This is a genomic window from Nonomuraea sp. NPDC049695 (genome assembly GCF_040674955.1).
GTDB classification, from domain to species: domain Bacteria; phylum Actinomycetota; class Actinomycetes; order Streptosporangiales; family Streptosporangiaceae; genus Nonomuraea; species Nonomuraea helvata.
On sequence record NZ_JBFANV010000027.1, the window covers coordinates 65993 to 81268 of the forward strand.

The 15276-nt window shown below is 71.5% G+C and carries 16 protein-coding genes; 7 read left to right on the forward strand and 9 right to left on the reverse strand.

What is annotated here, in order from left to right; genetic code table 11:
* The first annotated feature begins 13 nt into the window (after nt 1–13).
* Entirely contained in the window at nt 14–1207 is a 1194-nt protein-coding gene (locus tag AB0J64_RS23705) for a cytochrome P450 (RefSeq protein WP_364030402.1), read from the forward strand.
* Between the two features lie 11 nt (nt 1208–1218).
* Here the strand turns inward: AB0J64_RS23705 and AB0J64_RS23710 are convergent, their stop codons facing one another.
* Together AB0J64_RS23710 and AB0J64_RS23715 are read right to left on the reverse strand one after the other, a co-directional pair.
* Complete coding sequence (locus AB0J64_RS23710) at nt 1219–2055, reverse strand: hypothetical protein (protein WP_364030405.1); 837 nt, start codon at nt 2053–2055, stop codon at nt 1219–1221.
* Between the two features lie 109 nt (nt 2056–2164).
* The gene (locus AB0J64_RS23715; protein WP_364030408.1) at nt 2165–3760 is read right to left on the reverse strand and encodes a sulfatase; all 1596 of its coding nucleotides are present in this window, start codon (nt 3758–3760) and stop codon (nt 2165–2167) included.
* Nucleotides 3761–4149: 389 nt separating this feature from the next.
* On the opposite strand from AB0J64_RS23715, the gene AB0J64_RS23720 reads away from it, so the two are divergent.
* Nucleotides 4150–5166 (forward strand): MBL fold metallo-hydrolase, encoded by a 1017-nt coding sequence (locus AB0J64_RS23720; RefSeq protein WP_364030411.1) that lies wholly within the window; start codon nt 4150–4152, stop codon nt 5164–5166.
* A 138-nt stretch (nt 5167–5304) separates the two neighbouring features.
* On the opposite strand, the gene AB0J64_RS23725 is transcribed toward AB0J64_RS23720, so the two are convergent.
* The 4 genes from AB0J64_RS23725 to AB0J64_RS23740 all read right to left on the reverse strand — a co-directional run bounded on the left by AB0J64_RS23725 (nt 5305) and on the right by AB0J64_RS23740 (nt 8149).
* A complete protein-coding gene (locus AB0J64_RS23725) occupies nt 5305–5436 on the reverse strand; it encodes a hypothetical protein (protein ID WP_364030414.1) in 132 nt (43 codons plus the stop codon).
* Entirely contained in the window at nt 5433–6959 is a 1527-nt protein-coding gene (locus AB0J64_RS23730) for a multicopper oxidase family protein (RefSeq protein ID WP_364030417.1), read from the reverse strand. The genes AB0J64_RS23725 and AB0J64_RS23730 overlap by 4 nt, the downstream gene beginning before the upstream one ends.
* Nucleotides 6960–6970: 11 nt before the next feature.
* Nucleotides 6971–7429: a hypothetical protein gene (locus tag AB0J64_RS23735; RefSeq protein ID WP_364030420.1), complete on the reverse strand. Its 459-nt coding sequence runs from the start codon at nt 7427–7429 to the stop codon at nt 6971–6973.
* Nucleotides 7430–7597: 168 nt separating this feature from the next.
* A complete protein-coding gene (locus AB0J64_RS23740) occupies nt 7598–8149 on the reverse strand; it encodes a hypothetical protein (protein ID WP_364030423.1) in 552 nt (183 codons plus the stop codon).
* A 99-nt stretch (nt 8150–8248) separates the two neighbouring features.
* On the opposite strand from AB0J64_RS23740, the gene AB0J64_RS23745 reads away from it, so the two are divergent.
* From AB0J64_RS23745 to AB0J64_RS23755, 3 genes are all read left to right on the forward strand, one after another.
* Complete coding sequence (locus tag AB0J64_RS23745; protein ID WP_364030426.1) at nt 8249–9106, forward strand: TIGR03619 family F420-dependent LLM class oxidoreductase; 858 nt, start codon at nt 8249–8251, stop codon at nt 9104–9106.
* Between the two features lie 21 nt (nt 9107–9127).
* The gene (locus tag AB0J64_RS23750; protein ID WP_364030429.1) at nt 9128–10048 is read left to right on the forward strand and encodes an alpha/beta hydrolase; all 921 of its coding nucleotides are present in this window, start codon (nt 9128–9130) and stop codon (nt 10046–10048) included.
* Between the two features lie 70 nt (nt 10049–10118).
* Nucleotides 10119–10976, forward strand: coding sequence for an aldo/keto reductase (locus tag AB0J64_RS23755; protein WP_364030432.1), 858 nt, complete (start codon nt 10119–10121; stop codon nt 10974–10976).
* Between the two features lie 65 nt (nt 10977–11041).
* Here the strand turns inward: AB0J64_RS23755 and AB0J64_RS23760 are convergent, their stop codons facing one another.
* The gene (locus tag AB0J64_RS23760) at nt 11042–12142 is read right to left on the reverse strand and encodes an FAD-dependent monooxygenase (RefSeq protein WP_364030435.1); all 1101 of its coding nucleotides are present in this window, start codon (nt 12140–12142) and stop codon (nt 11042–11044) included.
* Nucleotides 12143–12240: 98 nt separating this feature from the next.
* On the opposite strand from AB0J64_RS23760, the gene AB0J64_RS23765 reads away from it, so the two are divergent.
* Nucleotides 12241–12840, forward strand: coding sequence for a helix-turn-helix domain-containing protein (locus AB0J64_RS23765; protein ID WP_364030438.1), 600 nt, complete (start codon nt 12241–12243; stop codon nt 12838–12840).
* Nucleotides 12841–12868: 28 nt separating this feature from the next.
* A complete protein-coding gene (locus AB0J64_RS23770) occupies nt 12869–13687 on the forward strand; it encodes an MOSC N-terminal beta barrel domain-containing protein (RefSeq protein WP_364030441.1) in 819 nt (272 codons plus the stop codon).
* Between the two features lie 18 nt (nt 13688–13705).
* On the opposite strand, the gene AB0J64_RS23775 is transcribed toward AB0J64_RS23770, so the two are convergent.
* Together AB0J64_RS23775 and AB0J64_RS23780 are read right to left on the reverse strand one after the other, a co-directional pair.
* Complete coding sequence (locus AB0J64_RS23775; protein ID WP_364030444.1) at nt 13706–13969, reverse strand: hypothetical protein; 264 nt, start codon at nt 13967–13969, stop codon at nt 13706–13708.
* A 14-nt stretch (nt 13970–13983) separates the two neighbouring features.
* Complete coding sequence (locus tag AB0J64_RS23780) at nt 13984–15099, reverse strand: SRPBCC family protein (RefSeq protein ID WP_364030447.1); 1116 nt, start codon at nt 15097–15099, stop codon at nt 13984–13986.
* Nucleotides 15100–15276: the final 177 nt, after the last annotated feature.

The following is a 15276-nucleotide window of genomic DNA, read 5'->3' on the forward strand; positions in this document are numbered from 1 at the left end:
GAGACGTGCCGGCGTGAACGACCACAGCGGGGACGCGCGCAAGGTCCGGCGCCCGGCCGCACACGAGACCTGCCCGGTCAGGCACGCCGATGACGGCACGTGGGAGGTCCGCGGTTACGCGCAGGCCCGCGCCGTGCTGCGCGGCGACGGCACCCTCCAGGCCGGGCTGGGCGTCGAGACCGTGGAGAAGCTGCCCGCCAGGATCCGGCGTCCCGTCCTCTACCGGGACGGGCCCGAGCACCGCGAGCACCGCCGGCAGACCGCGAAGTACTTCACGCCCCGCCGGGTGGACGAGGCATATCGCCCTCTGATGGCGGAGACCGCCGAAAGGCAGCTCGCCAGGCTGCGGGAAGCGGGCGAGGCGCAGCTCTCCGAGCTGAGCTTCGGGATGGCGATCGAGGTGGCGAGCGCGATCATCGGCCTCACCTCGAGCAGGCCGGGGATCCGCGGCAGACTGGAACGCTTCTTCCCGGAGAAGTTCGGCAGGCCAGGCCTGACCAGCCCGAGCGGGATCTACTGGCTGGTCAGGCAGAACGTCAACTGGCTGCGCGTCTACCTGGCCGACGTCCGTCCGGCGATCCGCGACCACCGCCGCGACCCGCGCGACGACCTCATCTCGCACCTGATCTCCGAGGGGTGCACGGCCGCCGAGATCCTCGGCGAGTGCCTGACCTTCGCCGCGGCCGGCATGGTGACCACGCGCGAGTTCATCTGCGTCGCGGCCTGGCACCTGTTCACCGATGACGCGCTGCTGGAGCGCTACCGCGCGGCCGACGAGCCCGGCCGCCTCGCCGTCCTGCACGAGATCCTGCGGCTCGAACCCGTCGTGGCGCGGCTGCGCCGGCGCACCACGGCCCCGCTCGAACTGCCCGGCACCGACGGGCCGGTCACGGTGCCGCCGGGCGCGCTGATCGACGTGTTCGTCGACGCGGCGAACACCGATCCCCAAGCCGTGGGCTCGCAGCCGCTGTCGATGTGCCCCGGCCGCGCCATCGACGGCGGCGGTACGGGCGCCGCGGCCCTGTCCTTCGGCGACGGCCCGCACCGGTGTCCCGGAGCGGGCATCGCCGTCCTGGAGGCCGACGTCTTCCTCAGCCGCCTGTTCGCCATGGACGGCGTCCGGATGGCGTCGGCGCCCCGGGTGAGCTTCAACAACGACATCGGCGGATACGAGATCCGCGGGCTGACGGTCAGAACGGGGTCGTGAGCACGGTCCGCCTAGTTCCAGATCCCCGGGGCCTGGTACGGCACGTCGTCCGCGACCTCCTCCCGGTCGATCACATCTCCCCGCAGCGGCAGGAGAACGGTGACCTGACGGCCCCAGTCCGAGTACCGGCTGCTCGACTCGATGTGGACGGAGCCCTTGGCGCGGGGCAGGACGGCCTTGGCGTACAGGCGCTCGACCAGGCCGGTCGGGCCGAGCCGCAGGGTGTAGGAGATCTTGCCGTCGCGGCCGCTCTTGAAGCGCGTCCCGAAGCGCGAGGCGAAGGAAGAGGAGACCGCGGCGAGCTTGCTGGTCCTGATCGATCCCTTCAGCACCCCGTCGCGGTAGGAGGTCCGGTGGGTCAGGAGCGTCTTGAGCGTGGCGGGCTCCAGAACCTCGAGCAGCAGATTGCTCGCCGGCAGCTTGGTCCGCCCGTAGCGCACCCAGCTCGTGCCCTGGGGCAGCGCGGCGTCGACCACCGGACCGGAGACGTAGCTCGCGTCCTCGGAGGAGATCATCCTGATCGGCCCTTCCTGCAGGGCCTCGGTCTCCTCCGGGTTCGCCCTCATCAAGTTGCGGAGCAGCTTCTTGCTGTACCGCAGGGTCTGGGCCACATCGGACGCGGTCGCGCCCCGAGAGCCGAACCCGATCGTGCCCTCCAGGTCGGAGGTGGTGACGAGGTCGCGCGCGAAGGTCACCTTCACGGTGGACCGGACGTTGACGGCCCTGCCGGGGGCTAACTCGGACGTGAGCGCCTTGACCGGGTCGATCTTGGTTGCCGCCTGCGCGGGCGTGGTGGCGAGCTGCACCATGCCCGCGACCACGACGACACCGACGATGGTTCGCTTCATTGGCTTCCTTGGGAACGGTCCTGAAAGACGCGAACAATCTGGTGCATCGAAGATCGTCCGTCAAGCCGTTCGCAGGGCCGTCCAAGGGCTGCGCCGGCCCGGAGGCGGGTCAGCGCAGGTGGGCCGCCGTCCAGCAGTCCACCGCGCCGGGCTTGCCGCACCTCACGAGAGCGTCGAGTGCCTTGCTCAGGCCGGCCGTTCTGGCGTTGCGCGGGTCGTTGGACTCCTCGCGTGGATCGGTGACGGTGTTGTAGTACTCGGGCGTCGGATCCCCCTTGTACTCGACATAGAGGTCCCCGGCGGTCCGCACGGCGTTGTAGGTGGGCGGACGGGAGTTGCCCTTCTTGAGGGCGTCCGCGTCGGGGTCGGGCTGGCCAGGCGCGTGCGGGGTCGGCTTGACGTGCTCGATCAGCGCCGCGTCGCGCCAGCCGGTGACCTTCTGGCCCTGGATGAGAGGGAGCAGGCTGCGGCCGTCGCGGCTGTCACGCGTCGCCTTGTCGACGCCGGCCATGTCGAGGAAGGTCGCGAACAGGTCCACGTTCTGGGCGATGGCGCTGGTCGCGAAGTCGCCGCGCGGCCCGGCGGTCGGACGCCTGACCAGGAGCGGCACCCGTACGTCGTGGTCGTAGGCGGTGGCCTTGCCGCGCACCAGGCGGTGCTGGCCGAGGTGGAAGCCGTTGTCGCTGGTGAAGACGATGTACGTGTTCTGCTTGTCCTGCTCGGTCAGCGCGGACAGGACGCGCTGCACCATGTCGTCGATCGACTGCACCATGCGGATCCGGTCGCGGAAGTCCTCGCGGAGCTGGTTGACGGTCTTCGGGCCGAGCGGCGCCCGCCGTACCCAGGAGGGCTTGTCGGCGGTGTCCTCGTTGAACGTGGGCAGGGAGGCCACGTCGATGCTGTTGCAGTCGGGACCCCCGCAGTCGCCGTGGGGGAACTCCCCGCCGGGGAAGCGGTCCTTCGGCCGGTCGCGCTCCGCGGGCGGGAAGCGCGGCTCCGTGTCGCCGGGCTTGACGTTGACCCGGTTGTGCGGCGAGAAGGGGGAGACCTGGAGGAAGAACGGCTCGCCCGGGGCGTACTTGCGGGAGCGCTCGATGAAGCCGACCGCCCGCTGCCCCAGCTCGTCCACCAGGTACTTGCCCCCAGAGGGATCGGTCGTCCGCCTGCTGCCCGATTCCTCCTTGATGTAGTGGGTGAGCCGGTACTTGTACTCGTTGTAGCCGCCGGCCGCGCTCACATGCCACTCGTCCCAGCCCGGCGGCACCTGGTAGCCGCGGCCGGCGGGATACTCGTTGATGTACTTGCCGAGGTAGCCCGTACGGTATCCGGCCTGGTGCAGGGAGACGGCGTACGTCCTGCCCTCATGCTTCCTGAACGCCGGGTAGCCGCCGTGATCGTAACCCTGGTTGGTGCGCACGCCGGTGTTGTGCGGGAACTCGCCGGTGAACATGGTCGCCCGGGACGGGCAGCAGAGCGAGTCGGCCACGTAGTAGTCGCCGAACGTGGTGCCGTCGTGGGCGAGGCTCTTGACGGTGTCCATGTACTGGAGCAGTTCGGCCGACATGTCGTCGACGAGGAAGAAGATGATGTTCGGCCGCTTGGGCGCGGACGCGGTGCCGGCGGACGCCGGGGACGCCATGGCCAAGGCAAGGACGATGGCGACCACCACTGCCCAGCTTTTCCTGATATTTCGGGACATCGCCATGACAAGCCTCTTTGGCACAGATAGGAGGGGTTGGGGGGCGCCGATGCACAGTAATTCATGACAAACCGCACAAACAACTCAATGTCGCCCAAAGAGGTATATTTCGCCGCATGTGGGGTTCGGTGCCGCCGTGAACGGCGGGCCGGCAGTGACGAGAGTGACCTCGCCGTCGGCGGCCGGCTCGAGGTCCCGGTCTCGGTCGGCCCGGCAGGCCCGCTCGCCGGCCTCGAAGGCGCCGGACCAGGCTTGATATCTCTTCCGTAATCGCTGGGCGATCTATATCAATATTGGACGAACCATGATCTGTTCTGGTCTGCTGGGCGGGCATTGACGTCCATCACGGCCGAGATCGCCGCCAGGTCCCCGGCCGGGAAAGCAGGTGTTCGCCCATGTCCTTCGGGCAGTCCGGACCGTCCCGCCGCGGCTTGCTGGGCGCCGCGGCCCTCCTACCGCTGATGGCGCGCCCGGCCGAGGCGTCAGCGGCCACCCCCAAGCAAGCGCAGGACTACTACGACCGCGCCGCCCGGCTGGCCGGTGCCGACCCGGTCCTGGGGGCCCTGGTCAAGGCGCTCGCACCTGGCCTGAAGACGCCGAACATCAGGCCCCTCGCACCGCTGAAGATCTTCGACGACGTCGCGGTGCTGGGCACCAGCTTCGTCCAGGCCACGGCGCTGCTCACCTCCCGGGGCATCATCCTCATCGACGCGCTCGGATCACCCGACGACGCTGAGAAGATCATCGTGCCGGGGCTGCAGGCCGTGGGAGCGGACCCAGCACAGATCAAATACGTGGTGGCCGCCCACGGCCACTCCGATCACTTCGGCGGTGCCCAGTTCCTCGCCGACCGGTACGGCGCCCGCGTCATGATGAGCCGGGCCGACTGGGACTTCATCGCCGCCGAACGCCCCGCCCACGCCCCCAAACGCGATCTGGAGATCGCCGACGGCCAGAAGCTGGTCCTCGGGGACACCACCGTCGCCTTCCACCACACCCCCGGGCACACACCGGGCACGGTCTCGCCGATCTTCCCGGTGCGCTGGAAGGGCCGGCGGCACACCGCGATGCTGTGGGGCGGAACGAACCCGCCCACCGCGACCGCGGACAAGCGCACCAACCTGTCCTCCGTGCTCGCCTTCGCCGCCACGATGCGGCGAGCAGGGGTGGACGTCGAGCTGAACAACCATGGCGGCGCCGACTACGGCCTGGCCCGCATCGAGGAGTTGCGCGCCGGGTCCGTGGGAGCCGAGAACCCGTTCGTCATCGGCCGGGCCCGGGCGCAGCGCTTCATGAAGGTCATGGAGGTCATGCTGCGCGGCCGTATCGTCCAGGACCAGGAGGCAGGCACCGGTGCCGCCGGAGCCGCCGCGGTGCCCGCACCCGGACGCTCGTCTCACAACTGCTGCTGATGAACGGCCGGGGACCCGGCAGGGCGCCGCACGGGGGCGTTCATGACGGACGCCCGGCTCGCGATGGCCGCCGCCGGCCGCCTCCGCCGCCTGCGTGACAGCGGTCGCGGCTGCCTGGTCGGCGCGGTCTTCGCGACGCTACGCGCGATGGCCGTGGTCGCGCCGGGCGCGCGTGACGAGGCCGAGGGCCTGATGGAGGCCCTGCTGCCCGTCCGTGACGTGCTGCCGGGGCCGCCCCACTCCCTCGCGCTGCGCCCGGTGGCGGCTCACTCCGGCTCGTTGTCGGCCGAGCCGCCCACGGTGAAGCGGGTGGTGACCCCCTCGTACATCAGGTGGGTGACGAGCCCCTGGGAGGCGTGGGGCAGGTTGTGGCAGTGGTCCATCCAGACGCCGGGGTTGTCGGCGACGAACGCGATCTCGTACGACTCGCCGGCCGCGACCTCGAGGGAGTCCACCCACCAGGGGCTGCCGGTGGCGGGCACGCCGTCGCGGCTGAGGACCACCGCGTGATGGCCGTGCAGGTGCATGGGATGGGGCTCACCGCTGTTGTTGGCGATACGCATCCGCACCACGTCGCCCTCGGCCACGTGGAACATGGGCACGTCGGGGTAGAGGTGGCCGTTGATCGTCCACCACAGCCCCGGCACCCCGTCGAGGAAGGCGGGACGGCGCCCCATGTCGTACTCGAACCGCCGGTCGGGCCTGCCGGGGTCGAAGCCGAGCCGCGCAGGGGTGCCGTACGTGAGCAGGTCGAGCGTCGCGGCCGGCCGGGGCACCGGGGCAGCGTCGTACGACGCCGAGCCGAGCACGACGCCGGTGGGGCCACCGAGGTGGATCCGGACGGGGGAGCCGTTCGCGGGCATGGTCACCTCGATGTCGGCGCGTCCTCCGGCGGCGACCCCCAGGGCCTTGCCCGTGACCGGCGCGGGCCCGTTGACCTCCGTGCCGTCGACGGCCACCAGCCGGTACGGGGCGCCGGCGACCCAGGCCGGCATGACGCCGTACTCGGTGTTGACGACCCGCACCCGCGCCCGTGCGCCCGGCTCGGCCTCGACGTGGACGTCGCCCTCGAGCCCGTTGACGGTGCGGACCCCGTTGTACAGGTGCACCAGCGCCACGGCGTCGGTGACCTCGCCCTTGCCCGGCCCCGGCTCGACCACCAGCGCCCCGAGCAGCCCCCCTCGGACCTGCTCGTGCGACATCTGGTGAGAGTGGTACCAGAAGGTGCCCGCGCGAGCGGCGACGAACCGGTAGGTGAACTCCTTGCCGATGCCGACCGCGTCCTGCGTGACGCCGGCGACCCCGTCCTCGGCGTTGGGCACGTCCACGCCGTGCCAGTGCAGCGTGATGCCCCCCGGCACCGACTCGTTGATCAGCCGCACCTGCACCAGCTGCCCCTTGGCCGCCTTGATGACGGGTCCGGGGGACTGGCCGTTGAGCGTGAAGCCGTCGAACGCGCGGCCGGAGGGCAGCCGGAAGGGCTGCTTGCGGGCGACCATGGTCACCGAGACGTCGGCCGGGCGGCCGGCGTCGGCGATCAGCTGCGTCACGTCGCGCCCGGCCCCCGGCCCATGGCCCCCATGGGCCGAGGCACCTCCCGCCGCATGCGTCTCGTGCCCTGAGGAGCCGTGCGGGCCGCCCCCGTGGTCGGCGTACCCCATGTCCATGACCGAGTACGCCTCCGGCAGCAGGCTGTCCTGCCAGAGCCAGACCAGCGGCCCGAGGACGGCCACCGTCGCGACGCCCGCGACGATGCGACGGACGCGGCCGCCGCCCGGGGACAGTCGAACCATCGGACCCGCCGTCAGCCCTGAGCCGCGGGCTGCACGGCGACCGGCCCGTTCACGGCCGCGCCACGACGCGCCGCGTAGATCGCCGAGCCGAACAGCAGCAGCGCGTTGATGCCGTGCACGGCGCCCACCAGCGGGATGTCGTGACCGAAGAGACCGAACGTGACCTGAAGGACGACGAGCACGAGCACCAGCCCGGCCGCCTTCACGGCTCCGGGGACCTTCGCCCAGAACGAGGTGATCAGCAGGAGCAGCGCGAGAGGCGGGATGACGAACATCCCGTTCATGCCGTGGATGACGACCCCCATGAACTCGGGGAACGGCGCCTGCCCGCTCTCGACGAGCGTCTTGTCGATGACGCCGCCCTCCCCGACCCACTTGCCGAGCCCGGCGTCGAACCAGACCACCATCGAGGCCTGTACGGCCACCTCGATCGCGATCAGATAGGCCAGGACCGTGTAGACCTGTCTCATGGATCCCCTCCCCTTGCGAGACCGGCCGCCGAGGGCCGGTGCCCTCACCGTAGGGAGCGCCAGTTGCAGGGGAATGGTGGACGACTTGGCGCGCACTTGGCGGAGGCCGGCCCCGGCCGGTGCCCCCGCCGGGCACACGGGCCGGCCGGCCGGCGCCCGCGCCGGTGCCTAGGCCACCACCGCGCCGGAGCTGGGCAGCCCCGCCTGGTCGGGGACGACGCGGGGCAGCCCGCGCAGCCATCCCTCCAGGTCAGCGGGCCACCACCGACCCGCCGTCAGCCGGCCCAGCTCCTCGGCGACGGCCGCCGCCGAGGCGTGCACCGGCACGACCCGTACGGGCGCGGCCCCGCCCAGCACCCCGAGCCACCAGTGCCGCCACGTCTCGGTCATCCCGTCGGCATCCAGCACCAGGTAGTAGTCGGGAAGCACCAGCCGGTCGGCCCGCAACTCGCTCAGCGCGGCCTCGACGGCCACCTCCAGGGCGCCGACCACCCCAGTGCCGTCGAAGAACTCCGTCCACGCCGCGGCCACGTCGGCCAGCGGATCGGCATCGTGGACCACGTACGTCGCCGCCGACCGCCCCGCGATCTCCATCACCTCGGCCGGCCGGCGCTCACCCCGGAGGATCGCCCGTACGTTGTGCAGCCTGTCGAGTCCGGCGACCACATCCGCGGCCCCGCCCCCCGCCACCACGACCACCGTACTGCTCAACCGCCGCATACCGGACAGCCTAATCCAGACGCCGAATGTTGCCCTGACGTCAGTGTCAGGGTTCTACGATCCGCTCCGTCCCTCGGAACGAGCAGAAGGAAACAGACGATGAAGTTCGGAGTCAGCTACAGCACGCCTCATCAAGGGGTCGATCCGGACAAGATCGTGGCCTTCGCCCGGCACGCGGAGGAGTGCGGCTTCGAATCGCTCTACCTGCCCGAGCACATCGTGCTGTACCCCGGTGCCGCGGTGGGGCCGTACGAGCTGCCGCCCACGCTGCCCTACGTCGATCCGCTCGACTGCCTGAGCTTCGTCGCCGCGGCCACGGAACGGATCCTGCTCGGCACCGGCGTGCTGCTGCTGCCGTACCACCATCCGGTGATCCTCGCCAAGCGCCTGGCCACCATCGACGTGCTGTCCAAGGGCAGGATGCGGCTGCTGACCGTGGGGCTGGGCGCGCTCCCGGGTGAGGCCCGGGCGGTCGGAGTGGAGTACGCCACCCGCGGCCGCCGCGCCGACGAGGCGATCGACGTGCTGCGCCTGCTGTGGGCCGGCGGCGAGGACGGTGTCAGCTACGCCGGCGAGTTCTTCTCCTTCGAGAACCTGGTCAGCTTCCCCAAGCCCCACGAGGTCGCCCAGCTGCCCGTGCACATCGGGGGGTCGAGCCGGGCGGCCGCGCGCCGGGCGGGGCGGCGCGGCGACGGCTACTTCCCCGGCGGGGCGCTGGACGCGCGGGAGCGGGCCGTCCAGTGGGAGCTCGCGCGCTCCAGCGCCGCCGAGGCCGGCCGTGACCCGGACGCGCTGGAGTACACCCGCATGGGCTCGATCGACATGCCCGTCGAACGGGTCGAGGAGCTCGCCGCCCAAGGGGTCACCCGCCTCGTCGTCAGCATCGCCGCCACCGAACCGGAACAGCAGCGCGACGAACTGGCCGCGTTCGCCAAGAGATTCGGCCTCCCCCAGTAGTACGTCCCCATTGGAGATCTCATGTCGCAAGCACCATCTGACGCGGAGCTGGCGCGTTCGCTGGAGGGCGGGTTCGTCAGCAGCCATGCCGACGTCAACGGCGTCCGCCTGCACTATGTGATCGGCGGCCGGGGCGAGCCGCTGGTCCTGCTGGGCGGGTGGCCCCAGACCTGGTGGGAGTTCCACAAGATCATGCCGCCGCTGGCCGAGCGCCATCGCGTGATCGCCGTTGACCTGCGGGGGATGGGCGGCTCGGACAAGCCCGCCTCCGGCTATGACAAGAAGACCATGGCGGGCGACATCCACGCGCTGACGCGTCATCTCGGCTACGACGCGGTCGACATCGCCGGGCACGACATCGGCGGGATGGTCGCCTACGCCTTCGCGGCCAACCACCCCGAGAGCACGCGGCGGATCGCGCTGCTGGACATCGCGCACCCTGACGACCGTTTCTACGACTACTCCCTGCTGCCGCGGCCCGGGCGCCAGCAGATCGACGGCGACATCCATGCGGGTCCCGGGCGTTTCCTGTGGTGGTTCGCGTTCAACCAGGTCCCCGGCCTGCCCGAACGCCTGCTCGCCGGCCGGTCACGCCTGCTGGTCGACTGGATGTGCGACTACCTGATCGAAGATCCCACCGCCATCGGCGACCGCGACCGGGACATCTACGCCCACGCCTACTCCACCCCGGACGCGGTCCGGGCCGGCAACGCCTGGTACCGGGCCTTCGGGCAGGACATCGCCGATGAGAAGACGTACGGCCCGGTGGCCGCGCCGATCCTGGCCCTGGGCGGCGGCGAGGGCGGCTATCGGCTGCTGCGGCACGTGCTCGCGGACAAGGGGACCGACGTCGAGGTGGTCGAGGTGCCGGGCAGCGGCCACTACATCCCCGAAGAACAACCCGAAACGGTCGTCAAGCAGCTGACGCGTTTCTTCACCTGACACGGCCCGGTTCGCCCCGTGTTGACCTGGAGTGCGCTCCAGCGGGCAGGGTGTTCTCATGCACAAAGCCATGAGAACGCGCACCATCGGAAACCGCCAGGTCGGAGTCATCGGGCTCGGTGCCATGCCCATGTCGGTGGCCGGGCACATGCCCGACGAGGACCAGTCGATCCGTACGATTCTCGCGGCCCTGGACGCCGGCATCACCCTGATCGACACAGCCGACGCCTACACCCCCTCGCACGACGACGTCGGCCACAACGAGCGCCTGGTGGCCCGGGCCCTGTCGCTGTGGGGCGGAGACGCCGACACCGTGCTCGTCGCGACCAAGGGCGGGCACACCCGCACGTCCGGCGGCGGCTGGTCCGTCAACGGCCGCCCGTCGCACCTCAAGCAGGCCTGCGACCGCTCGCTGAAGGCCCTCGGCGTGGACAGCATCGGTCTCTACCAGCACCACCGGCCCGACCCGGCGGTGCCGTACGAGGAGACCATGGGCGCGCTCAAGGAGCTGCACGACGCCGGCAAGATCCAGATGGCCGGCATCTCGAACGCCGACCCGGCGCAGATCAGGCTCGCCCACACCATCCTCGGCAGCGGCCTGGTGAGCGTCCAGAACGAGTACTCGCCGCGCTTCCGCTCCAGCGAGCCCGAGATCGACGTCTGTGCCGAGCTCGGCCTCGCCTTCCTTCCCTGGTCTCCGCTGGGAGGCATCGGCCGTACCGGGGAGCTGAGCGGGCTGAACGCCGCCTTCACCGAGATCGCCGCGGCGCGCGGCGTCTCCCCCCAGCAGGTCTGCCTCGCCTGGGAGCTGGCCCGCAGCCCCGTCGTGATCCCCATCCCCGGCGCCAGCCGCCCGGAGACCATCGTCGACTCGGCCGCGGCCGCCGACCTGGAACTCAGCGAGGAGGAACTGTCCCGCCTCGGCTGACGCGCGGCCCGGTAAGCGGCCCGCCACCGGCCCGCCACCGGGCCGCCACCGGGCCGCCACTGGGCTCATGCGTACTGCTTGAGCGCCACCACGTCCTCGGCCACCTCCACCGGCGGCTCGGTGGGCGGCTGGAGGAACCAGCGGGCCGCGGCCCGGCCGTGCCGCTGGTTGCGCTCGACGTAGTCGCGCAGGTGGCGTTCGTACGCGGCGAAGGCGGTGGTGTGGTCAGGGGCCTCGGCCAGCTCGCCCGCCAGCACGTACGCGCCGATCAACGCCTGGGAGGTGCCGCGCCCGGAGGTGGGGGCGGCGCAGTGGGCGGCGTCGCCCACGAGCGCGACCCGGCCGGCCGACCAGGAGTCCATCACCACCTGGCCGGAGGAGTCGAAGAAGAACTCCTCGGCCTCGCGCATCGCCTCCAGCAGCCGGGGCACCTCCCAGCCCGCGCCGGCGAAGTGCTTGGCCACCAGGTCCTCCTGCTGCCGGCGGTCGTGCCGGTCGTAGTCCAGGTGGTCGGCCCCGAACGACAGACCGACGCGTAGCTCGGCGTTGTCGCGGGCGGCGAAGGCCAGCGCGTTGCGGCCCGCGGTGTTGTACATCAGGCCCGCGCGGTCGAGGCCGAGGAGGTTGGGCGTCGTGCACAGCGCGCCGTAGATGCCCAGGTGGCGGACGTAGCGGGACTCGGGGCCGAAGGCGAGCCGGCGCACGGCCGAGTGCAGCCCGTCGGCGCCGATCACCAGGTCGAACGTACGGGGCCGGCTGCGCTCGAACGTCACGTGGACGCCGGAGCCGTCCTGGTCGAGCGCGGTGATCGTGTCGTCGAACAGGTACTCCGTGGTGTCCCGGGTGGCCTCGTACAGGATGGCCGTCACGTCGGACTTGAGCACCTCCAGGTCGCCGGAGATGGCGGTGGCCGGCAGCGTGGCTATGGCGGCGCCGGCGTCGTCGACCAGCGTCATTTCGGTCATCCCCGTCTCGTGCCCGCGCATCTCCTCCAGCAGGCCCATCCACTCCAGCACCTGCAGCGCGGAGCCGCGGAAGTCGATGGCGGCGCCGCCGCCGCGCACGACCGGCGCCCGCTCCACCAGCGTCGGCCGGTGGCCGTGACGGTGCAGCCAGTAAGCCAGAGCGGGGCCGGCGACGCTGCCGCCGGAGATCAGGATCCGCATGGGAGGTCCTCCTCGGTAGGTGAGGACGCCACCGTACGACGGATTTGCGCAAATGCGCAAGACGAATGTCTCATGCGTACGTGCTAGGCTTGCCTGCCATGGGAAACCGTGAGGACCTGCTGGCCGGGGCGCGGCGCTGCCTGGTGGAGAAGGGCTGGGCGCGCACCACCGTCCGCGACATCTCGGCGGCGTCCGGGGTCAGCATGGCCGCGATCGGCTATCACTTCGGCTCGCGCGAGGCGCTGCTCAACGCGGCGCTGGTGGAGGCGATGCGCGAGTGGGGAGACCAGGTCGGCGCGGCGATGGCGGCCGCGGACGACGCCGAGGCCGCGCCCGCCGAACGCTTCGAGGCGCTCTGGGAGCAGCTGATCGCGTCGATCGGCGAGCAGCGCACGCTCTGGCTGGCCAACCTGGAAGCCCTGGTGCAGGCCGAGCACTCGCCGGAGCTGCGTGACCAGCTCGTGGCCGGGCAGCGCGAGGGCCGCCGCGGCATGGCCGCCCACCTGGCGGACGGGGACGAGGCCGACGAGGCCGACCTGGCCGAGCGCGAGGTGCGCACGGTCGGCTCGGTGCATCTCGCCCTGCTGCTGGGGGTGATGGTGCAGTGGCTCAACGACCCCGACCAGGCCCCGACGGCAGCGGAGGTCCTGGCGGGCCTGCGCACGTTGGGCGCCCGCTTCGAAGACCCCGTCGCCTGATTCCGGTACGGGTGGGACACCGGCGACCATGAGGATTGATCAAATCCTGATTTATCCGCTCAAATCGGGAAGTGGTCACCCGGTGGCGGAGGCGGTCGTCCACCCGTGGGGCCTGGACGGGGACCGCCGGTGGGCGGTCGTCGACGAGCACGGCGACAACCTGTGGCTGGGTGAGTTCCCGCGCCTGGCCTCCGTCACCGCACGGCCCACGTCCGAGGGCGGCCTGCGGCTCACGGCGCGCGGGATGGAGGACGTGACCGTGCCGCCCGCCACGGGCGCCACGACGCCGGTCGGCTTCACCGGCCTGGACAGGGCGGTGCTCGCCGACGACGCGGCGCACGCGTGGTTCACGGAGCTGCTGGGGCGCCCGGCCAGGCTGGTATGGCTGGACGACCCCGGGCGCAGGTCGATCGATCCTGCGCACGGCGGGTTACCCGGTGAGGTGGTGAGCTTCGCGTGGGACGCGCCGCTGCTGCTCGTCTCCGAGTCGTCCGCACGCGTCCTGGACGGGTGGCTGGCCGAGGAGGCGGCCACGTGCGGCGAGGACGCGCCGGGGCCGCTGTCGCGGCTGCGGTTCCGTCCCAGTGTGATCGTCGAGGGCGGTGAGGCGTTCGCGGAGGACGGCTGGCGCGAGGTGCGGATCGGCTCGGTGCCCTTCCGCGTCTCGGAGCTCTGCGATCGTTGCGCGGTGACCACGATCGATCCGGAGACCCAGGTGAAGGGCAAGGAACCGCTGCGGACCCTGGCCAGGCACCGCAAATGGGACGGCAAGACCTGGTTCGGCATCCGCCTCGTGCCCCGCGAGCCAGGCCGGATCCGGGTGGGCGACCCGGTCAGCGCCCGGTAAGTCCCCGGCGTCGCCAAGTCACAGCCTCTCCCTGGGATGCCTGGCCCGGCGATGGGCGCGCATGATGTCCGTCATGATGAGCGCGATCACCACGCCGATGACCGCTGTGAGCAGGGGAGTTCCGGCGGACACGCTCAGGACCAGCAGCCCGGCCGAGATGATCAGCGCGATCGAGCCCAGCATGATGTGCACCGCCTCGGCCGGAGTCTCGCTCGCCGTCGGCGCCTGTGTGCGCGAACGCCTGCCGGGCCACCAGTGCCCGGCGCGTCCACCCGGAGACATCTCGCCCTCGCCGGTTACCCGCTCATCACGGGCTGTTTCTGCTCCTCGATGCACGACTTCAGCCGCAGCAGGTCCTCCTTGAGCCTGGTCCCCGGGTCGGCGCCCAGCAGCCGCGCGATCGCGTGGCCCGCGGCGCCCGCCACGGGGTTGTAGGTCAGCTGCACCTGCAGCCGCGTCCTGCCGCCCTGCTCGGGCGCCAGCCGTACCTCCCCGGTGTGGGCGATCAGCTGGCCCTCGGCGGACTTCCACGTGATGTGGCTGCCCTCCTGCCGGCTGGTCTCGACGGCGTCGAAGCGGATCGGCCGGCCCATGGGACCGCGGATCTCCCAGTGCGACCTCCTGCCGTCAACGGATCGCCGGACCTCGCGGACGTCGGGCATGATCCTCGCGAAGATGGAGTAGTCGCTCAGCAGCTCCCAGATCTGCTCAGGGGGCGCCGCGATCGTGACCGCGCGGGTGACGTCGACGGCGCGGCGGCCGGCGTTGATGCCCGTCAGCCGGCGCAGCGGCAGGTTGGTGGCGGAGCGCGCCCCGAGCATGATGGCGGCGCCGCGCAGCGGCCAGGCCACGGCCCGCGGGAACCGGCCGGCGAAGATCCACAGGGCGGCGGCGCCCGTACCGGCCAGGAACCTGGCCGAGGGAGCCCAGTGCTGCTGGAACAGTTCGGGGACGGGCGAGCGGACGCGGCCCGTGCCCTGGAACCGGGGCACCTCGGACGGGTCGCGGTGAACGTGCCACCTGGCTTCGACGGACCTGATCCCGGGGATGCGGCGGACCGCCCGCACCGCGCGCCGGTCCTCACCGGTGAGCACGTCGCCGTTCAGCAGCGCCACTCCGTCCTCGACCTTGACCTCCACGGCGTGGGGATGGGCCAGGTAGCGGCCGATCTGCGCGCGTACGCGCTCGTACAGGATCCGATCGTCCGCGGAGCGGCCGGTCAGCCGGAAGCGGGTCCCCGCGGCGAGGCCGCGAGAGCGGTTCCGCAGATCACGGCTCAGGCGGCCGACCCCGTAGGTCAGCTCGTGTGTGGCGTGCGAAGCCTGGTCGCGTACCTTGGCCCGGCGGCTCCGGCCGCGGTCCGGATCGAACAGGTACTCCACGGCGGCGCCCATGGCGGCGCCGCCGGCCACGGCCGCGATCCTGGCTTGCGGACCGCGGGTGTCTCTCGGTACTTCAGAGTCGCTTCGGCGCGTGCGCATGATCTACCGCACCTCCCCTCCTCGCCTATCAGCGCGGCTACCCCAGGCCATGAGCCGCTAACAGCGCTGCCACCTGGTTTGGTGACGGCCTGCCGGGGGTAATCGCGG

What these genes read in the sequence shown, in the direction of transcription:
- AB0J64_RS23775 (WP_364030444.1), bottom strand. Translation starts at nt 13,969, where the DNA reads ATGTCTCCGGGTGGACGCGCCGGGCACTGGTGGCCCGGCAGGCGTTCG.
- AB0J64_RS23730 (WP_364030417.1), bottom strand. Translation starts at nt 6,959, where the DNA reads ATGGTTCGACTGTCCCCGGGCGGCGGCCGCGTCCGTCGCATCGTCGCG.
- AB0J64_RS23740 (WP_364030423.1), bottom strand. Translation starts at nt 8,149, where the DNA reads ATGCGGCGGTTGAGCAGTACGGTGGTCGTGGTGGCGGGGGGCGGGGCC.
- AB0J64_RS23745 (WP_364030426.1), top strand. Translation starts at nt 8,249, where the DNA reads ATGAAGTTCGGAGTCAGCTACAGCACGCCTCATCAAGGGGTCGATCCG.
- AB0J64_RS23750 (WP_364030429.1), top strand. Translation starts at nt 9,128, where the DNA reads ATGTCGCAAGCACCATCTGACGCGGAGCTGGCGCGTTCGCTGGAGGGC.
- AB0J64_RS23765 (WP_364030438.1), top strand. Translation starts at nt 12,241, where the DNA reads ATGGGAAACCGTGAGGACCTGCTGGCCGGGGCGCGGCGCTGCCTGGTG.
- AB0J64_RS23720 (WP_364030411.1), top strand. Translation starts at nt 4,150, where the DNA reads ATGTCCTTCGGGCAGTCCGGACCGTCCCGCCGCGGCTTGCTGGGCGCC.
- AB0J64_RS23710 (WP_364030405.1), bottom strand. Translation starts at nt 2,055, where the DNA reads ATGAAGCGAACCATCGTCGGTGTCGTCGTGGTCGCGGGCATGGTGCAG.
- AB0J64_RS23735 (WP_364030420.1), bottom strand. Translation starts at nt 7,429, where the DNA reads ATGAGACAGGTCTACACGGTCCTGGCCTATCTGATCGCGATCGAGGTG.
- AB0J64_RS23715 (WP_364030408.1), bottom strand. Translation starts at nt 3,760, where the DNA reads ATGGCGATGTCCCGAAATATCAGGAAAAGCTGGGCAGTGGTGGTCGCC.
- AB0J64_RS23770 (WP_364030441.1), top strand. Translation starts at nt 12,869, where the DNA reads ATGAGGATTGATCAAATCCTGATTTATCCGCTCAAATCGGGAAGTGGT.
- AB0J64_RS23755 (WP_364030432.1), top strand. Translation starts at nt 10,119, where the DNA reads ATGAGAACGCGCACCATCGGAAACCGCCAGGTCGGAGTCATCGGGCTC.
- AB0J64_RS23760 (WP_364030435.1), bottom strand. Translation starts at nt 12,142, where the DNA reads ATGCGGATCCTGATCTCCGGCGGCAGCGTCGCCGGCCCCGCTCTGGCT.